The sequence below is a fragment of the Cedecea lapagei genome (assembly GCF_900635955.1).
Taxonomy (GTDB): domain Bacteria; phylum Pseudomonadota; class Gammaproteobacteria; order Enterobacterales; family Enterobacteriaceae; genus Cedecea; species Cedecea lapagei.
Genome location: NZ_LR134201.1, coordinates 3,026,011 through 3,044,063, shown reverse-complemented (window position 1 = coordinate 3,044,063; position 18,053 = coordinate 3,026,011). Strand labels below are relative to the sequence as shown.

The window sequence follows — 18,053 nt, the reverse complement described above, 5'->3', positions numbered from 1 at the left end:
TTTTTACTGTTTATATACTAATGACTACTACTTCCCGCCTTTGACGGTAAGCACAGTAAAAAACAGGGGGCAAGGGATGTTGCTTAGAAAAGTAAAAAGTTTTCGATTGTCGGCAGTCGGTTACTGCCTGGCGCTCAGTTTCGCTCCACTGTTTACGGCGCAGGCCGACGAGCCTGCCGTGGTTCCTTCCGACAGCTCGGCTTTCCAGACCGATCGGCCAACGGAGCTGAATCAGCCTTTGCCGCAATCGACGGCGACGGCAACGATGGCTGGTACGCTGCCGACCAACACCGCCACTATGTCTGCGGCGCAAAGCCGCTCGCAGCTCATTGCAGGCCTGCCTGCGGGCTATACGCCGGTGTACCTTAACGCGCTGTCGGCTTTTTACGCCGCGCGTGACATGAATCCTATGTGGGAAAACCGCGATGCGGTAAAAGCCTTCCAGCAGCAGCTGGCGGAAGTGGCGATTGCCGGAATACAGCCGCAGTTTAGCCAGTGGGTTGAACTGCTGACCGACCCTGCTGTGAGCGGCATGGCGCGTGATGTCGTGTTGTCCGATGCCATGATGGGCTACCTGCAGTTTGTCTCCGGGATCCCCATTGATGGGAATCGCTGGCTCTACAGCAGCTCACCTTATAAGTTAAAAACGCCGCCGCTTTCGGTCATTAATCAGTGGCAGGTGGCGGTCGACCAGGGCTCACTGGTCAATTTTATTGGCAGCCTGGCGCCACAGCACCCGCAATATGCTCAGCTGCACCAGTCTTTGATCGGCCTGCTGGCTGACACTCGCCCGTGGCCACAAATGACCGGTAAAGAGACGTTGAGGCCGGGGCAGTGGAGTAATGATGTTGGCGCGCTGCGCGAGATCCTCGCCCGAACCGGCATGCTTCAGGATAAGCCATCGTCGACCACCGTTGCCGATGTTACGGTGAGCCCGTCCGCCATTAATGTAGAAGAGTTGCCCGTACCCGCAGGCAAAAAGAAACAGCAGGCGGCTGCACGCGGTGTTTATGGCCGCGATCTGGTTGAAGGTGTCAAACGCTTCCAGAAATGGCAAGGGCTGGGGGCAGATGGCGCAATTGGCCAGCTGACGCGTGACTGGCTAAACGTCACGCCACAGCAGCGTGCCGCGCTGATAGCGTTAAACATTCAGCGTTTGCGCCTGCTGCCGGACAAGCTCGACACCGGCATTATGGTGAACATTCCTAACTATTCGCTGGTTTACTACCTCAACGGCAATGAGGCGCTTGCTTCACGCGTCATTGTTGGGCGCCCTGACCGCAAAACCCCGATGATGAGCAGTGCGCTGAATAACGTGGTAGTCAATCCGCCGTGGAACGTGCCGCCGACCCTTGCCCGAAAAGATCTTTTGCCGAAGGTTCGCCAGAATCCTGGCTACCTCGAACAGCATGGTTACAGCGTGATTCGTGGCTGGAGCAATAACGCCGAAACGATTGACCCGTGGCGCGTTGACTGGTCAACGATTACCGAGAACAATCTGCCGTTCCGCTTCCAGCAAAAGCCGGGCACGCAGAACTCGCTTGGGCGTTATAAGTTCAATATGCCAAGCTCTGATGCCATCTATCTGCACGACACTCCTAATCATAACCTGTTCCAGAAGGATGCCAGGGCGTTGAGTTCTGGCTGTGTTCGCGTGAATAAAGCCTCTGAGCTTGCGAACATGCTGCTGCAGGATGCCGGTTGGAATGACTCGCGCATATCCAGTACGTTGCAGGAAGGGAACACTAAATATGTGAATATCCGCCATAACATTCCGGTTAATCTCTACTATCTGACGGCTTTTGTCGGTAAAGAGGGGCGTACCGAGTTTCGTACAGATATTTACAATTATGATCTCACCGCGCGATCTGGCGCACAAAACCTCGCAAAAGCCGGGTTATTAATCCGCTAAACGCAACATTTCTAATGAATTAGTGGTCGTATAAAGTGTAAAAACCAGCCGGGCCCGCTACAGGGCCCGCCGTTGCTGGGTTTTATCGTGCCTTGACTCCCCGGATTCGGGCAGTTATGGTGCCGTGGCAGTGCGCAAAAGTGCATATTAAACGATCACCTTATTACCTGTAGACCTGGATATCATGGACAAATTTGACGCTAATCGCCGCAAGCTACTGGCTTTGGGGGGCGTGGCTTTCGGTGCCGCTCTCATGCCTTTGCCGTCGTTTGCCACCCTCTCGACACCACGCCCGCGTATTTTGACTCTCAATAACCTGCATACTGGAGAGTCACTGAAAGCTGAGTTTTTTGATGGCAGAGGCTATATTCAGGATGAATTAGCAAGACTTAATCACTTCTTCCGGGATTACCGGGCGAACAAGATTAAATCCATCGATCCTTCCCTGTTTGACCAACTCTATCGCCTGCAGGGGCTGTTGGGGACGAACAGGCCGGTACAGCTGATTTCCGGCTACCGTTCCATCGACACTAATAATGAACTTCGCGCTCACAGCCGCGGCGTGGCGAAAAAAAGCTACCACACCAAAGGTCAGGCGATGGATTTTCATATTGAAGGGGTTTCATTGAGCAATATTCGCAAAGCGGCATTATCTATGCGCGCAGGTGGTGTAGGATACTACCCCAGCAGCGACTTTGTGCATATTGATACCGGGCCGGTAAGGCACTGGTAAAACAACGGAATCCGGCTTTGTTGTCGGTAATGGAGCAGCATGAACTATCACATTATTCCGGTCACGGCTTTTGCCCAGAACTGTTCTCTTATTTGGTGCGAGGAAACGCAGCAGGCGGCGCTGGTGGATCCCGGCGGCGATGCGGCACGCATCAAGCAGGAAGTGGCGCAGAAAGGCGTGCAGGTTAGCCAAATTTTGCTGACGCATGGTCATCTCGATCACGTTGGCGCGGCGGCTGAGCTGGCGGCACATTACGGCGTGCCGGTTGTGGGCCCGGAAAAAGAAGATGAGTTCTGGCTGCAGGGACTGCCGCAGCAAAGCCGAATGTTTGGCCTCGACGAGTGCCAGCCTTTGACGCCGGATCGCTGGTTAAACGAAGGGGAATGTGTCTCCGTAGGGAATGTGACTTTACAGGTGTTGCATTGCCCGGGGCATACGCCAGGCCATATCGTTTTCTTCGACGAGGCGTCTCGTTTGCTGGTTTCTGGCGATGTTATCTTTAAGGGCGGAGTGGGGCGCAGCGATTTTCCTCGCGGTAACCACGCGGCGTTGATTGATTCAATAAAGCGCAAGCTGCTGCCGCTGGGGGATGATGTGACCTTTATTCCCGGCCATGGGCCGATGTCTACCTTAGGCTATGAGCGCCTGCATAATCCGTTTTTACAGGATGAACAGCCGGTCTGGTAAATCAGTATTCCAAAAAAAGAGCCGCTTAAGCGGCTCTTTTACATTTTGCTGGCTGTAGATTTACAGCACGGCAACGATGGCTTCGCACAGCGGCGCCATGTTATCCGGCGTCATTCCCGCCACGTTAACGCGACCGGAGGCGACGGCGTAAACGCCAAACTCTTCACGCAGGCGCAGAACCTGCTCTTTGGTCAGGCCGCTGAACGAGAACATGCCGTTTTGATTAATGATGAAGCTGAAGTCGCGGTTCGCGCCTTTCTCCTGCAGGGTATTCACAAACAGCTGACGCATACGGTGGATACGCTGGCGCATATCGGTCAGCTCTTGCTCCCACATGGTACGCAGCGCGTCGTTGCTCAGAATAGTCGCCACCACGGAGGCGCCGTGTGCCGGTGGGTTAGAATAGTTGGCGCGAATAACCGATTTTACCTGGCTGAATGAACGGTCAGCGGTATCGGCATCGGCGGCAACCAGCGTGAAAGCACCCACGCGTTCGTTGTACAAGCCGAAGTTTTTTGAGTAGGAGCTTGCAACCAGCAACTCCTGGTGGCCGGCAGCAAAAATACGCAGGCCTTCGGCATCTTCTTCCAGACCACGAGCAAAGCCCTGGTAGGCAAAGTCAAACAGCGGCAGCCAGCCTTTGGCCAGCGACATCTCAGCCAGCGTTTTCCACTGTTCAGCCGTCGGGTCGATGCCGGTTGGGTTATGGCAGCAGCCGTGGAACAGCACAACGTCACCCGCTTGCGCAGCCTGCAGGCTGGCAACCAGACCATCAAAGTCCAGGCTATGATTTTCCGCATCGTAGTAAGCGTACTCTTTCACTTCCAGACCGGCGGAGTTAAACACGCTTTTATGGTTAGGCCAGCTAGGGTTGCTTACCCAGACGCGTTTCGCGGAGGTATTTTTTGCCAGGAAATCAGCGGCAACGCGCAGCGCACCGGTACCGCCCGGGGTTTGTGCCGTACGAGCGCGTTTGTCGGCAATCAGCGCATTGCCTTTACCAAACAGCAGCTCCTGCGTGCAGCGGCCAAACTCAGGAATACCATCAATACCCAGATAGTTCTTGGTGGTCTCATTTTCCAGCAGATAGAGCTCTGCTTTCTTCACGCTGGTCAGTACGGGGGTTTTACCGGTCTCGTCCTTATAGACCCCGATGCCGAGGTTGATTTTAGTTGGACGGTCGTCGGCGCGAAACAGGTCGGCCAGACCAAGAATAGGATCGGCAGGGGCAGCGGTAATGTTCTCAAACATGACGGGTTCCATTAGTGATATCGGGGGAAATCGCTTTCAGGTTAACTGCTGTTTTACGAATTGCCAACCGTTTGCGACAAAAAGAAACGGTTAACGCTAACATCGGGTTTATTCTACTTTTTTGCCATAAAAAAACAGGGCCGAAGCCCTGTTTCTAAACGTTTCAGACAAACAAATGGCTGAAATTAGAACTGGTAAACGATACCAACAGCAACGGTGTCGTCTGCGCCAACGCCCAGCTTGTTGTTTTTGTCGATCTGGTTGATCTGGTAGTCAACGTAGGTAGACATGTTTTTGTTGAAGTAGTAGGTCGCGCCAACGTCGATGTAGTTGAGGTAATCTTCGCTGCCGATGCCTTCAACGTTTTTCGCTTTAGATTTGTAGTAAGCGATGGATGGACGCAGGCCGAAATCGAACTGGTACTGAGCAACAACGGAGAAGTCCTGAGTTTTGTTCAGGAAGCCATCGACTTTGTTGATTGTCAGACGGGTTGCGTTGCGGCTTTCACCGTACAGCGCTGCCAGGTAGATGTTGTTCGCATCATATTTCAGGCCGGTAGCCCACTGTTCTGCTTTAGCACCGTGGCCGTAAGTCAGTTTCTGCTGATCGTTAGTGCGGTCAGCTGCGCCGTAAGCACCTACAACACCGAAGCCATCAACGGTGTAGCTTGCGGAAGTCGCCCAGCCGTCGCCGTTAGAGCGAGTTGGGTTGTCAGCACGATCGTTTTTGCCCAGGTACTGAACGCCGAAGTCCAGACCTTCAACCAGGCCAAAGAAACCGCTGTTACGGTAAGTGGCCAGACCGCCGTTACGGCCGGAGAAGAAGTTGTCGCTGTTGCCGGTGTCACCACCGAACTCTGGCAGCATGTCGGTCACGCCGATTGCATCGTAAACCAGACCGTAGTTACGACCGTAGTCGAAGGAGCCTGCGTCGCCGAATTTCAGACCAGCGAACGCCAGACGGGTTTTGTTCCCTTTCTGAGCGTCAGCGCCTTCAGAGTTGTTACCCTGGAAGTTGTATTCCCACTGGCCGTAACCGGTCAGTTGGCTGTTAATCTGAGTTTCGCCTTTGAAGCCAAGACGGGCGTAAGTTTTGTCGCCGTTACCCTGAGCGTTATCACCGTTGTTTTTAGCGAAGTAATGCAGACCTACAGCTTTGCCGTACAGGTCTACTTTGTTGCCGTCTTTGTTATAGATTTCTGCAGCGTTAGCTGCACCGGCTACCAGCAGAGCAGGGATAACCACTGCCAGAATATTGCGCTTCATCATTATTTATTACCCTCATTGTGGTTTTTATGGACACCTGCCACTGCCGTCAATAATTCTTTACGGAACTATTGATGATAGTTTGGTGTCTTTCTGTATCTGTCTGGCATCTTTCCATCCATGAAACCGTTTCGCTAGCCTGAAAGTGCTACAAATGTCTAAACTGAGTTTCAAAAAGAAAATATGTGTAACTAAATGTTAATTTAAGGGAACTTTGTGAACCATTTCAAATTTCGCTTTCAGCGCAACATGAAAGCGTGATTTCTAAGCATATATATATGAATTACTTATGTTTAATCCGCATAAGGTTAACAGTTGAATGTTTTATGTTCACAATTGTTTATTTTTTGACTTGTTTTTGGATGTCTGGATGTCTGTGCGAAAAGTGAGCAAATGTGCTATGCCCATCACTATTTAGCCGCGCGAGCAAACTTAAGCGCAATTTATGTTAAAGAGTGTGAGGCAGAAATAGTTGGTAACGGGGTAGTCGGGAAAGAGGGTTGAAATTGACGTTTGTTTAACGAACGTTGAAGAAAATAGACCTTTGGTATTGAAACGTAAAAAAGGCCAGCGGAAGCTGGCCTCTGGTTTTCTCGAATTTAGAAGCTTGCGTTACGCGGCGTACGCGGGAACGGAATCACATCACGCACGTTTTGCACGCCAGTCACATAGGCGATCAGACGTTCAAAGCCAAGGCCGAAACCTGAGTGCGGAACGGTGCCGTAGCGACGCAGGTCGCGGTACCACCAGTAGTCTTCCTTATTGAGACCCATTTCAGCCATACGCGCGTCCAGCACATCCAGACGCTCTTCACGCTGGGAGCCACCGATGATTTCACCGATGCCCGGCGCCAGGACGTCCATAGCGGCAACGGTCTTACCGTCTTCGTTAAGGCGCATATAGAAGGCCTTGATGTCCTTCGGATAGTTTTTCACCACTACCGGTGCCTTGAAGTGCTGCTCGGCCAGGTAACGCTCGTGCTCGGAAGAGAGGTCGACACCCCAGTAAACCGGGTTTTCGAACTTGTGGCCGCAGTTCAGCAGGATTTCAACCGCGTCGGTGTAGTTCACCTGGGCGAAATCGGCGGAGATAAAGCGTTCCAGACGCTCGATGGCTTCTTTATCTACGCGCTCAGCAAAGAATTTCATGTCGTCCATGCGCTCTTCCAGTACGGCCTTGAAGACGTACTTGAGCATCGCTTCCGCCAGCCCGGCAACATCGTCCAGATCGGCAAAGGCCACTTCCGGCTCCAGCATCCAGAACTCAGCCAGGTGACGGCTGGTGTTGGAGTTCTCAGCGCGGAAGGTTGGCCCGAAGGTGTAAACCTTGGACAGCGCGCTCGCGTAGGTTTCGCCGTTCAACTGGCCGGACACGGTCAGGAAAGCTTCTTTACCGAAGAAGTCTTTGTCGAAGTCGACTTTGCCTTCTGCGGTGCGAGGCAGGTTTTCCAGATCCAGCGTTGAAACGCGGAACATCTCGCCTGCGCCTTCGGTATCAGAGGCGGTAATCAGCGGCGTGGAAACCCAGAAGTAACCGTTTTCGTGGAAGAAGCGATGCAGCGCCTGAGCCAGCGTGTGACGAACGCGGGCCACGGCACCAATCATGTTGGTGCGCGGACGCAGGTGAGCCACTTCACGAAGGTATTCGATGCTATGGCGTTTGGCCGCCATCGGATAGGTGTCCGGATCGTCAACCCAGCCGGTCACTTCTACTTTGGTCGCCTGGAGTTCGAACGCCTGGCCCTGGCCCTGAGACTCAACCACTTTACCGGTGACAATCACGGAACAGCCGGTTGTCAGGTGCAGAACGTCTTCATTGTAATTGGGCAGAGAATTATTAATGACGGCCTGTACAGGATCAAAGCAGGAGCCGTCATAGACGGCGAGGAAGGAGATACCAGCTTTTGAATCTCTTCGAGTACGCACCCACCCGCGCACGGTGACTTCGCTGTCAACGGCGGCACGGCCCTGGAGTACGTCGGCTACAGGCACAACGCTCATAGTTTTCTCTCTATTAAATGGTCAATGACAAAAAAAACAGTAACCCACAGATGGGGGATATCTATGTTACCTGTCACGCGCCATCAGACAAGCAGAATTCGCGTTGCTTATGAAGAAATAAAGGAAAGAGAGGGGAGCGGTGAATAGCGAAGCCGCTATTCACCGGTGGTGGCTGAATCAGCTGGCTTTTTTGACCAACGGCAGGTCAAAAGCTTTACGCAGTGCCCGCACAAAGGCTTTATCGTGGCAGATGGTTTTACCCGGGCTGTCCGAAAGTTTCGCGACTGGCTTACCGTTACACTCCACAAGTTTGATCACGATGTTCAGGGGTTTAACCTGAGGAATATCGCAGGTAAGGCGAGTACCGATGCCAAAGCTGAGGTTAACCCTGGAGGAAAAATGGCGGTACAGCTCTACGGCCTTGCTCAAATCCAGGTTGTCTGAAAACACCAGCACTTTGCTTAGCGGGTCGATGCCCAGCTTTTGGTAGTGGGCGATGGCTTTTTCTCCCCATTCTACCGGGTCACCTGAGTCATGGCGCAGGCCCTGATAGCGGGTCGCAAACGCTTTACCAAAGTCACGCAGGAACGCATCCATGGTAATACAGTCGGTAAGGGCTATCCCTAACTGGTCAGGATACTCGTCAAGCCACGCCTGCAGCGCTGCACGCTGGCTATTAGCCAGATCCGGGCTTATCTGCTGATGCGCCTGGAACCATTCGTGGGCCTGAGTTCCCATTGGCGTAAGGTCAAGGCGGCGAGCCAGATCGTAGTTGCTGGTGCCGATAAACCACGGCTCCTGCTTAAGGCGCTCAACGATGGCCTGCTGCACTTCTCGGGAGAAGCGGCGGCGCGTGCCGAAGTCCATCAGCCGGAATCGGGAAAGGTCGAGCCCGTCCGTCAGGGCGTTAAATTCCTGAAGTTTGGTTTCGAGGTGGTCAAGCGCCATCTGGCGCGTGACGCCCGGAGCGCGGTGCTGGTGAACGACTTCACTGATCACCGCCAGCAGAGGCACTTCCCACAGAATGACTTCCCGCCACGGGCCGCTCAGGCGGATGTCTAAATGACCATGATTATTGGTCACCTGAACTTGTGCAGGGTCATAGCGGAAGTCGCGCAGCCAGTCGAGATAGTCGGCTTTGAAGAAGGGCAGGCTTTTCAGCCAGTGAAATTCTTCGTCGCTGAGATGAAGGTGCTGCATCGCCGCTACCTGCTCACGAATGGCGTCGGCATGAATGCCCAGCAGGTCGTCGCCGCGGCAGCGGAATTCCGCCGCGACGTTGACGTCGTAATAGCGGTGGTAAACCGCTTGCTGCATATGAAGCTTATAGGCGTCAGTATCCAGAAGCGTTTGCAAAATCGGGGAAGCGTGTCTTGTCATGGCGCGTTTCAGCATCCTCTCACAGGAGCGTTTCCATCCAGTCCGGGCAGATAAAGACGCGGGAGTATACCCTGATTATCCGTTTATTGAAGCAGGATCACAACATTCAGGGGGCCGCATGGGGAGGGGCGATCGGGCTTCAGACCGCATGAATAGGCTTCAATGCTTTGAATTAAAAGATGTTTAGAGTACTAAACAAAATGTGCGACTACGCTGTTTTCAACAAAATCACCGCCGGTTATCAGCCGGCGGTGATTCCTCGTTATTAACGAATACGCAGGCTGCCATTCTCTGCTTTGTCACGCAGCCGATGATTCAGGGACTGAAGCTCGCTGAGCGTCATTCTTCCCATGTCCGTTGCGCCTCCGTCCAGTAACGCATTGCTGAACCTGGCAAGCGCAGAGGCATCCAGGTAAAGAGCCTTCAGGCCATGCTGCTTTTTTTCATTAGGCGTTGGGTTGATGCGAATCAGCGTGTCTTTGGGCAGCGCCACATTCCGTACCCTGCAGGCCAGCGTCAATGTGGCGAGATCGGCGAGGGATTTAACCTCGATCTCCTTCAGCTTTCCACCGTTGGCCGTGCCGCTCAGAGGATGATTTTCAGCCTGGTAGTTAAACATTGAGGCCGTATTGCTCAATGAGTTATGGATGGTGTGCGTCTTCAGGTTGTTAACTTTACTGAAGCCAAACACCAGCGGAAGGGTCTGCCCGTCGTTGAGCAGATTCAGAAACGGCAACTTCCCCTCTGTCATCTCATTCTCAATACGCTGGAACGCGTTGCTGATAAGTTTGCGCGTTTGCTCGCTGTCGGGAGGATGGCTGTTATCAACAAATTTGATGTGGGCAGGTACGCCCGTCTGCTGCAGGATCTGCTCTGGCGTCTCCTTTTTTAACCGGTAGCCATTGTTTGAGAGCAGGCGCACCAGGCTGTCATAAACTGCCTCTTCAAGGTTATTACTGCTTTTTAGCATCAGCGTTGATGCCGGGAAATGTCTGGCAGACGCGGCGTGATTAATTGCTTTACTCAGCACGTATAGATTTGAACGCGTCTCTACCGTTGTGGGCTTAATACCCAGTCCCTTTGCGTAAACCCTCGGTTTCTGGCGCAGGTTCTCACGCGTTTCAAATTTGTTGCTCGACTCTCGCGTACGGTCAGAAAAAAACACTTTTCCTTCCAGCGACTGGGAGCCGCCTTTTGGGTCGTTCACTCCCCCTTTTAAAGCGCCGCTGCGTAGTATTTCAAACCCCCACGGAGAGCCATGAAATGCTTCCGGTTTGATATAGCCAGGCGGTGCGCTGGGATTCAGTGAAGCCAAAAGGCTCCGATAAAGCTGGGCGCGCGTGGTGCCGTCGATATCCCGACGATGGGCCAGGGCATCCAGAGGCGAGTTCCCTTGCTGGTCCAGTGCCACAGGTTTATAGCCCTGCTGCCTGAGCTTTTGGATGGTGGCGACATCGTTTTGGGCAACGGCCTGGTGAAACGCCATTGGGCCGGAAGGCGGAATACGCATGTTTATTTCTCTCTGGAGGAAGGGGTGTTGCTAAGTGGCAGAGGTAAAAGAAGAGTTCCGGGCGAGAGAAAGGCTTAATAACGCATAAACCGGCAAAAAATTTAGCTTAGCGGATGGCTAAGATGAAGATTCTGCATAGCAACATTCCTGCAACAGGAATAGACTGAAGTTCGTTATCTTACGGACGATGTATAAGGTTTTTTATGACACAACAGCCACAAGCCAAATATCGCCACGATTATCGCGCGGCGGATTATACGATAACCGATATCGATTTGACCTTTGACCTTGATGCCACAAAAACGCAGGTGACTGCGGTCAGTAAAATTGTCCGTCAGGGCGAAGCGGGCGCACCGCTGCAGCTTGATGGTGAAGACCTTACGCTGGTCTCCATCGCCGTAAACGGGACGCCATGGCAGCATTACCGCCAGCAGGATGGCGCGCTTATCCTGGAGCAGGTGCCGGATACCTTTACGCTGACGATTGTGAACGAGATCAGCCCGGCGACCAATACTGCGCTCGAAGGGCTCTATCAGTCCGGCGAGGCCCTGTGTACCCAATGCGAAGCAGAAGGCTTCCACCATATTACCTGGTACCTGGATCGCCCGGACGTGCTGGCGCGCTTCACGACCAAAGTCATCGCGGATAAAAGCAAATATCCTTATTTACTGGCTAACGGCAACCGCATTGCCGAAGGTGAGCTGGAAAATGGCCGTCACTGGGTGCAATGGCAGGATCCGTTCCCAAAACCTTGCTATCTGTTTGCGCTGGTGGCGGGCGATTTTGACGTCCTGCGCGACAGCTTCAAAACCCGTTCCGGGCGCGATGTTGCGCTGGAGCTGTTCGTTGACCGCGGCAACCTCGATCGCGCCGACTGGGCGATGACCTCGCTGAAGGCATCGATGAAGTGGGATGAAACCCGTTTCGGGCTGGAGTATGACCTCGACATCTATATGATTGTCGCCGTTGACTTCTTTAATATGGGCGCGATGGAAAACAAAGGGCTGAACATCTTTAACTCCAAGTATGTCCTTGCCCGCGCCGAAACCGCAACCGATAAAGATTACCTTGATATAGAACGCGTTATCGGCCACGAATACTTCCACAACTGGACCGGTAACCGCGTCACCTGTCGCGACTGGTTCCAGCTGAGCCTGAAAGAAGGGCTGACCGTCTTCCGCGACCAGGAGTTTAGCTCTGACCTGGGTTCTAGGGCGGTAAACCGTATTCAGAACGTGCGCACCATGCGCGCCATGCAGTTTGCCGAAGACGCAAGCCCTATGGCGCACCCGATCCGCCCGGACAAAGTTATTGAGATGAATAACTTCTATACCCTGACGGTATATGAGAAGGGGTCGGAAGTGATTCGTATGCTGCACACGCTGCTGGGCGAAGAGAACTTCCAGAAAGGGATGCAGCTCTACTTTGAGCGCCACGACGGCAGCGCGGCAACCTGCGATGACTTCGTGCAGGCGATGGAAGATGCCTCTAACGTTGACCTGTCCCATTTCCGCCGCTGGTATAGCCAGGCCGGTACGCCGGTCGTGACCGTGCGTGACGACTACGATCCGGAAACCGAGCAGTACACGCTCACCATCAGCCAGATGACTCCGCCGACCGCCGAACAGCAGGAAAAACATCCGCTGCATATCCCGTTTGATATCGAGCTGTACGATAACGAAGGGAAGGTGATCCCGCTGCAGAAAGATGGCCATCCGGTGCACCACGTACTGAACGTGACTCAGGCAGAGCAGACCTTTGTCTTCGACAACGTCTACTTCCAGCCGGTCCCGTCTCTGCTGCGCGAATTCTCTGCGCCGGTGAAGCTTGAGTATAAATGGAGCGACCAGCAGCTGACGTTCCTGATGCGCCACGCGCGTAACGACTTCTCCCGCTGGGATGCGGCGCAGAGCCTGCTGGCAACCTATATCAAGATCAACGTCAACCGCAGCCAGCAGGGGCAGCCTCTTTCTCTGCCGCTGCACGTTGCGGATGCGTTCCGCGCCATTCTGCTGGATGAGAAGATTGATCCGGCGCTGGCCGCGGAGATCCTGACGCTGCCTTCGCAGAATGAAATCGCCGAGCTGTTCCAGACCATCGATCCGATCGCCATTGCCGAAGTTCACGGTGCGCTGACCCGGACCCTGGCGGCGGAGCTGGCCGACGAGTTCCTGGCCATCTACAACGCCAATAAGCTCGACGGCTATCGTGTGGATCATGGTGACATCGGTAAACGCGCGCTGCGCAACACCTGCCTGCGCTATCTGGCATTTGGCGACGTTGAACTCGCTGAGCAGCTGGTGCGTGAGCAGTATCAGCAGGCTGACAACATGACCGACTCCATCGCCGCGCTGTCTGCAGCCGTGGCCGCGCAGCTGCCTTGCCGTGAAGAGCTGCTGGCGCAGTACGATGAGAAGTGGCACAAAGATGGTCTGGTGATGGATAAGTGGTTTGTTCTGCAGGCGACGAGCCCGGCGAGTAATACGCTGGCTAAAGTGCGTGAGCTGCTTAACCACCGCTCCTTCAGCCTGGGCAACCCGAACCGCGTTCGCTCTCTGATCGGTGCCTTTGCTTCAGGCAACCCGGCAGCGTTCCACGCCAAAGACGGCAGCGGCTACCAGTTTATGGTGGAGATGTTGACCGAGCTGAACAGCCGCAACCCGCAGATAGCTTCTCGTCTGGTTGAGCCGCTGATTCGCCTGAAGCGTTATGACGCGGAGCGTCAGGCTAAGATGCGCGCCGCGCTGGAGCAGTTGAAAGGGCTGGAGAACCTGTCCGGTGATCTGTTCGAGAAGATTGCCAAGGCGCTGGCATAAGCTTTTCCCCTCTCCCTCCGGGGAGAGGGTATAAACTCAGCCGGTGCGCACTTCGCGAGCCGGCTCTTCTGAACCTCGCTTCATCACTCTTGCCAGTACCTCAGCCTCCAGCTCGGCCAGCTTCACCGATCCCAGTCGGCGCGGGCGAGGTAAATCGACCGTCAGATCCAGGCCAATTTTCCCTTCTTCTATCAGCAGCACGCGATCGGCCATAGCCACCGCCTCGCTGACGTCATGGGTCACCAAAAGCACCGTAAAGCCGTGCTCCTGCCATAAAGAGACAATCAGCTCCTGCATTTCGATGCGGGTCAGGGCATCCAGCGCACCCAGAGGCTCATCAAGCAGCAACAAGCGTGGGCGATGAATGAGCGCCCTTGCCAGCGCAACGCGCTGCTTTTGTCCACCGGAAAGGGCGGCTGGCCACTCAGCGGCTCGATTTTCAAGACCCACGGCGGTAAGCGCCTGAAGCGCCGCCTCGCGCCAGTTGTTTTTCAGCCCAAGCCCGACGTTGTCTATCACCGTTTTCCACGGCAGCAGCCTGTCGTCCTGGAACATCAGCCGGGTGTCGTCCTGGCTCTCACGCAGAGGCGCGCTGCCGGCGTATAACGCGCCGTGATTAGGCGCCTCCAGCCCGGCAAGCAGGCGCAGCAGCGTGCTTTTACCGCCGCCGCTGCGGCCAACCACCGCCACAAACTGCCCGGCGGGGATTCGCAGTTCGAGCTGGTTAAGGATAACTTTTTCGCCATAGCGTTTACCGACGCCGTTTAGCCACAGCGGCGTGCCCTGATTCAGACGAGCTGTTGTCATACCGTCTCCTCCCTTAGCTGATAAGCCGGATGCCAGCGTAACCAGACGCGCTCCAGCAGGCGGGCGCTGACGTCGGCGAGTTTGCCCAGCAGCGCGTAAAGAATAATGGCCACGACCACCACATCGGTTTGCAGAAACTCCCTGGCATTCATCGCCAGATAGCCAATCCCTGAGTTTGCAGAGATGGTTTCCGCGACGATGAGCGTCAGCCACATTAGCCCAAGGGCAAAACGCACGCCGACCATAATTGACGGTAATGCGCCCGGCAGTATGACGTGAACAAACAGGCTGAAACCGGAAAGCCCGTAGCTGCGCGCCATCTCCAGCAGGCCGCGATCGATATTACGGATGCCGTGCCAGGTATTGATATAAATCGGGAACAGGGTGCCGAGCGCCACCAGGAAGATCTTGGCCGTTTCGTCGATGCCAAACCAAAGGATCACCAGCGGGATCAGGGCAAGATGCGGCACGTTGCGCAGCATCTGAATGGAGCTGTCCAGCAGGCGTTCTCCCCAGCGTGACAGGCCGCTAATCAGGCCTAAAATCAGGCCCAGCGATCCTCCAATGCTAAAACCGATCGCCGCGCGCCACGAGCTGATGGCCAGATGCTGCCAGAGCTCACCGCTGGCCGAGAGGCTCAAGAACGCCAGCACGACGCCTTCCGGAGAGGGCAAAATGCGCGATGAAAGCCAGCCCATGGAGGAGGCCAGCTGCCAGAAAAGCACAATGGCTACCGGCAGCGCCCAGGGCGCCAGCCGCAGCAAGACTTTGTGGGTGAATACCGTCATGCTGCCTCCCTAGCTTTGCGCCACTTTTCTCGGGATAAAGTCATTGGCGACCACTTCCCCTTTCTCCTGGACCTGTCGCGGCTGAGGAATTTCGGGGATAGCGACATCAAGGTGCGGGAACAGCAGTTCACCGGCGCGGTAAGCCTCTTCCAGGTGCGGATAGCCGGAGAGGATAAAACTGTCGATGCCCAGCTCGGCATATTCATTAATGCGGGCCGCAACGGTCGGCCCATCGCCCACCAGCGCGGTTCCTGCGCCACCGCGAACCAGCCCTACGCCAGCCCACAGGTTTGGGCTGATTTCCAGCTTGTCTCGTTTGCCGCCGTGCAGGGCGGCCATGCGCTGCTGACCAACGGAGTCGCTGCGTGCAAAGGCGGCCTGCGCTTTAGCAATGGTGATGTCATCGAGGTGTGAAATAAGCCGGTTTGCTGGCCTGCCAGGCCTCTTCGTTAGTTTCGCGCACGATAACGTGCAGACGGATGCCAAAACGCACCTCACGCCCCTGAGCTGCGGCCTTCGCCCGGACCTGATCTATTTTCTCCTTCACCAGGTGCGGGGGCTCACCCCAGGTCAGGTAAAGATCAACCTGTTCGGCCGCCAGATCCTGCGCGGCATCGGAAGAGCCGCCAAAATAGAGCGGAGGCCGCGGCTGCTGAACCGGGGGATAGAGCAGCTTCGCGCCTTTCACCTTTATGTGTTTGCCCTCGTAGTCAACGGTTTCGCCTTCCAGTACGCGGCGCCAGATGCGGGTAAATTCTGCCGAGGCCTCATAGCGCTCCTGGTGATCGAGAAATACCCCTTCCGCAGCCAGCTCTTCGGCATCGCCCCCGGTCACCAGGTTGAACAATGCCCGGCCGTTGGAAAGGCGATCAAGCGTGGCGGCCTGGCGCGCGGCAAGGGTGGGGGAAACCACGCTCGGGCGCAGGGCGACTAAAAATTTAAGCCGCTGGGTTACGGGGATCATTGAGGCGGCAACCAGCCAGGCATCCTCGCAGGAGCGTCCGGTCGGGATCAGCACGCCGGTAAAGCCGATGCGATCGGCTGCCTGCGCGATTTGCTGCAGATAGCCGTAGTCAACCGGGCGAGCACCTGTCTCGCTGCCAAGATAGTGACCATCACCGTGGGTAGGTAAAAACCAGAACAGATTCAGACTCATGACTTAGCTCCTTGTGTCGTGCCGGTGGGCTGCCAGATGCGGGTGCGAATATCGACTTTCTTCGGAACAAGGTGGTTTTCATAAAATAGATCCGCGGTGTTTTGCTGTTTAGCCGCGGTGGATTCGTTTACCGGTGTAATTTCAGAGGGGGGACGATGGTCGAGATAACTGGCGATCACCGGCTCCGGCAGGCCCATTGTTTTGGCGAGCAGCGAGACGCTTTCCGTTCGCTGGGTGCGGGTAAGCGTATCGGCGTCGCTAAAGGCTTTCAGCACCTGCTGGAGAAATACGCCATTGGCCTGCGCATAAGGGCGCGAGGCTAAATAGAAAGATCCGGTCTGATTAAGCTCGCTGCCGTCGGTTAAGACGCGGACGCCGCCGTTTAGCAGCGCCGCCGAATAGTACGGATCCCAGATGGCCCAGGCGTCTACGTTGCCCTGCTGAAAAGCAGCCCGCGCGTCGGCCGGAGTCAGGTAAGCGGGCTGAATATCGGAAAATTTCAGCCCGGCTTTCTGCAGCGCGCGCAGCACCAGGTTGTGCGAACTGGAGCCCTTCTGGAAGGCGATTTTATGACCTTTTAAATCGGCAACGGTTTTCAGCGGGCTATTTTCCGGCACCAGGATCACTTCTGCCTGAGGTTTGGGCGGCTCGGCGCCCACGTACAACAGATCGGCCCCTGCGGCCTGGGCAAAGATCGGCGGGATGTCTCCCGTACTGCCTATATCGATGCTGCCAACGTTCAGCGCCTCAAGCATTTGTGGCCCGGCAGGAAATTCCACCCACGAGACTTTGGTCTTCGGATACTGCTTTTCCAGCAGCTGGTGGCTTTTGGCCAGCACCATGCTGACCGATCCCTTTTGATACCCAATACGAAGTTGTTCCGGACCACTCTCTGAAGCATTGCTGTAGGTTGAAAAGGCGAGCAGCCCGGCAAAGGCAAGCCACGGAGAGCGGCGTTTTAGCAGATTAAACATGGCTGACTCCCCGTACGTTAAAAGGCGAAGGCACTGCAAAATCACGGCGATGAAGCGCCTGCCAGAATGTTTCCAGCGATTCATCGAGGCGTTTTTGCAGATTGGGCGTGAACTGAGGTTTGTGCTGGTAGTCGGTGACCTGGCTATCATCGGCAAATACGCCGTGCAGGATTTCCTGGGCCTTGAGCGCGTTTAACACGGGTTTTAAGGCATAGTCCACGGCGAGCATATGGGCCACCGTGCCGCCGGTGGCGAGAGGCAGGACGACCTTTTTCTCCAGTGCGCGTTCGGGGAGCAGGTCGAGCAACGTTTTTAGCGCGCCCGAAAACGAGGCTTTGTAGACCGGCGTGGCGATAATCAGCCCGTCGGCGGTGCTGAGCTGCTCAATAAGGGTTAACAGCGCCGGGCTATCAAACCGGGCATAGAGCAGGTCTTCCGGCGCAAAATTCTGAAGGTGCCAGTGATAGACTTCAACATCCAGGGCGCTCAGCCTCTCCCGCGCATACTCCAGCAGAGAGCTGGAGCGGGAAGGGTAGCGAGGGCTTCCGGCCAGGGTAATCACACGCATCATGACTCCTTATAACTAATTGTTTGCTTATATCTAACATTGATAACAATTAGCGTGATACTCGCAGAGATGATTTCCTCAGCTAAGTGATTTTTCCGGGATAGATTTGCGAAAAAGCGCATATCGCAAGCGGGGAAAGAAAACGTTTGCTTCTATTCAGGCTTTTTTGCGGCAGGTCAATTCCAATCATCGCCCGGATCGTGAAT

13 protein-coding genes and 1 pseudogene are annotated in these 18,053 nt (G+C 55.0%); 4 read left to right on the top strand and 10 right to left on the bottom strand.

Features of this window, described 5'->3' with window-relative positions:
* Positions 1–76 precede the first annotated feature (76 nt).
* The 3 genes from ldtD to EL098_RS14775 all read left to right on the top strand — a co-directional run bounded on the left by ldtD (position 77) and on the right by EL098_RS14775 (position 3,332).
* Entirely contained in the window at positions 77–1,912 is a 1,836-nt protein-coding gene (ldtD, locus tag EL098_RS14785; RefSeq protein ID WP_126356943.1) for a L,D-transpeptidase, read from the top strand.
* Positions 1,913–2,096: 184 nt separating this feature from the next.
* Positions 2,097–2,645 carry a YcbK family protein gene (locus tag EL098_RS14780; protein WP_126356942.1) on the top strand — a complete coding sequence of 183 codons (549 nt, stop codon included), beginning with the start codon at positions 2,097–2,099 and terminating at the stop codon, positions 2,643–2,645.
* Positions 2,646–2,684: 39 nt separating this feature from the next.
* A complete protein-coding gene (locus EL098_RS14775) occupies positions 2,685–3,332 on the top strand; it encodes an MBL fold metallo-hydrolase (protein WP_126356941.1) in 648 nt (215 codons plus the stop codon).
* 60 nt (positions 3,333–3,392) lie between these two features.
* Here EL098_RS14775 and EL098_RS14770 read toward each other — a convergent pair whose 3' ends face one another.
* The 5 genes from EL098_RS14770 to EL098_RS14750 all read right to left on the bottom strand — a co-directional run bounded on the left by EL098_RS14770 (position 3,393) and on the right by EL098_RS14750 (position 10,738).
* The gene (locus EL098_RS14770; protein ID WP_126356940.1) at positions 3,393–4,583 is read right to left on the bottom strand and encodes an amino acid aminotransferase; all 1,191 of its coding nucleotides are present in this window, start codon (positions 4,581–4,583) and stop codon (positions 3,393–3,395) included.
* Positions 4,584–4,768: 185 nt separating this feature from the next.
* Complete coding sequence (ompF, locus tag EL098_RS14765) at positions 4,769–5,851, bottom strand: porin OmpF (protein ID WP_269462186.1); 1,083 nt, start codon at positions 5,849–5,851, stop codon at positions 4,769–4,771.
* Between the two features lie 596 nt (positions 5,852–6,447).
* Complete coding sequence (asnS, locus tag EL098_RS14760) at positions 6,448–7,848, bottom strand: asparagine--tRNA ligase (protein ID WP_126356939.1); 1,401 nt, start codon at positions 7,846–7,848, stop codon at positions 6,448–6,450.
* A gap of 177 nt (positions 7,849–8,025) precedes the next feature.
* Entirely contained in the window at positions 8,026–9,228 is a 1,203-nt protein-coding gene (gene pncB / locus EL098_RS14755; RefSeq protein WP_126356938.1) for a nicotinate phosphoribosyltransferase, read from the bottom strand.
* Positions 9,229–9,493: 265 nt separating this feature from the next.
* Entirely contained in the window at positions 9,494–10,738 is a 1,245-nt protein-coding gene (locus EL098_RS14750; RefSeq protein ID WP_126356937.1) for an ankyrin repeat domain-containing protein, read from the bottom strand.
* 203 nt (positions 10,739–10,941) lie between these two features.
* Between EL098_RS14750 and pepN the strand changes: the two genes are divergently transcribed.
* Positions 10,942–13,554 carry an aminopeptidase N gene (gene pepN / locus EL098_RS14745; protein ID WP_126356936.1) on the top strand — a complete coding sequence of 871 codons (2,613 nt, stop codon included), beginning with the start codon at positions 10,942–10,944 and terminating at the stop codon, positions 13,552–13,554.
* A 36-nt stretch (positions 13,555–13,590) separates the two neighbouring features.
* Here the strand turns inward: pepN and ssuB are convergent, their stop codons facing one another.
* From ssuB to ssuE, 5 genes and pseudogenes are all read right to left on the bottom strand, one after another.
* A complete protein-coding gene (ssuB, locus tag EL098_RS14740; protein ID WP_126356935.1) occupies positions 13,591–14,361 on the bottom strand; it encodes an aliphatic sulfonates ABC transporter ATP-binding protein in 771 nt (256 codons plus the stop codon).
* A complete protein-coding gene (ssuC, locus tag EL098_RS14735; protein WP_126356934.1) occupies positions 14,358–15,149 on the bottom strand; it encodes an aliphatic sulfonate ABC transporter permease SsuC in 792 nt (263 codons plus the stop codon). Before ssuC ends, ssuB begins: the two co-directional genes overlap by 4 nt.
* Positions 15,150–15,158: 9 nt before the next feature.
* Positions 15,159–16,305: pseudogene (gene ssuD / locus EL098_RS14730) on the bottom strand (FMNH2-dependent alkanesulfonate monooxygenase).
* Positions 16,302–17,279 carry a sulfonate ABC transporter substrate-binding protein gene (locus EL098_RS14725; protein ID WP_126356933.1) on the bottom strand — a complete coding sequence of 326 codons (978 nt, stop codon included), beginning with the start codon at positions 17,277–17,279 and terminating at the stop codon, positions 16,302–16,304. Before EL098_RS14725 ends, ssuD begins: the two are co-directional and overlap by 4 nt.
* Positions 17,272–17,847, bottom strand: a complete 576-nt coding sequence (gene ssuE / locus EL098_RS14720) for an NADPH-dependent FMN reductase (RefSeq protein ID WP_126358464.1) — start codon at positions 17,845–17,847, stop codon at positions 17,272–17,274. Before ssuE ends, EL098_RS14725 begins: the two co-directional genes overlap by 8 nt.
* Between the last annotated feature and the right edge of the window lie 206 nt (positions 17,848–18,053).

Bases quoted from the DNA above. Each gene is read 5' to 3' on its own strand.
- ldtD (WP_126356943.1), top strand. From the start codon at position 77: ATGTTGCTTAGAAAAGTAAAAAGTTTTCGATTGTCGGCAGTCGGTTAC.
- EL098_RS14780 (WP_126356942.1), top strand. From the start codon at position 2,097: ATGGACAAATTTGACGCTAATCGCCGCAAGCTACTGGCTTTGGGGGGC.
- EL098_RS14775 (WP_126356941.1), top strand. From the start codon at position 2,685: ATGAACTATCACATTATTCCGGTCACGGCTTTTGCCCAGAACTGTTCT.
- EL098_RS14770 (WP_126356940.1), bottom strand. From the start codon at position 4,583: ATGTTTGAGAACATTACCGCTGCCCCTGCCGATCCTATTCTTGGTCTG.
- ompF (WP_269462186.1), bottom strand. From the start codon at position 5,851: ATGATGAAGCGCAATATTCTGGCAGTGGTTATCCCTGCTCTGCTGGTA.
- asnS (WP_126356939.1), bottom strand. From the start codon at position 7,848: ATGAGCGTTGTGCCTGTAGCCGACGTACTCCAGGGCCGTGCCGCCGTT.
- pncB (WP_126356938.1), bottom strand. From the start codon at position 9,228: ATGACAAGACACGCTTCCCCGATTTTGCAAACGCTTCTGGATACTGAC.
- EL098_RS14750 (WP_126356937.1), bottom strand. From the start codon at position 10,738: ATGCGTATTCCGCCTTCCGGCCCAATGGCGTTTCACCAGGCCGTTGCC.
- pepN (WP_126356936.1), top strand. From the start codon at position 10,942: ATGACACAACAGCCACAAGCCAAATATCGCCACGATTATCGCGCGGCG.
- ssuB (WP_126356935.1), bottom strand. From the start codon at position 14,361: ATGACAACAGCTCGTCTGAATCAGGGCACGCCGCTGTGGCTAAACGGC.
- ssuC (WP_126356934.1), bottom strand. From the start codon at position 15,149: ATGACGGTATTCACCCACAAAGTCTTGCTGCGGCTGGCGCCCTGGGCG.
- EL098_RS14725 (WP_126356933.1), bottom strand. From the start codon at position 17,279: ATGTTTAATCTGCTAAAACGCCGCTCTCCGTGGCTTGCCTTTGCCGGG.
- ssuE (WP_126358464.1), bottom strand. From the start codon at position 17,847: ATGCGTGTGATTACCCTGGCCGGAAGCCCTCGCTACCCTTCCCGCTCC.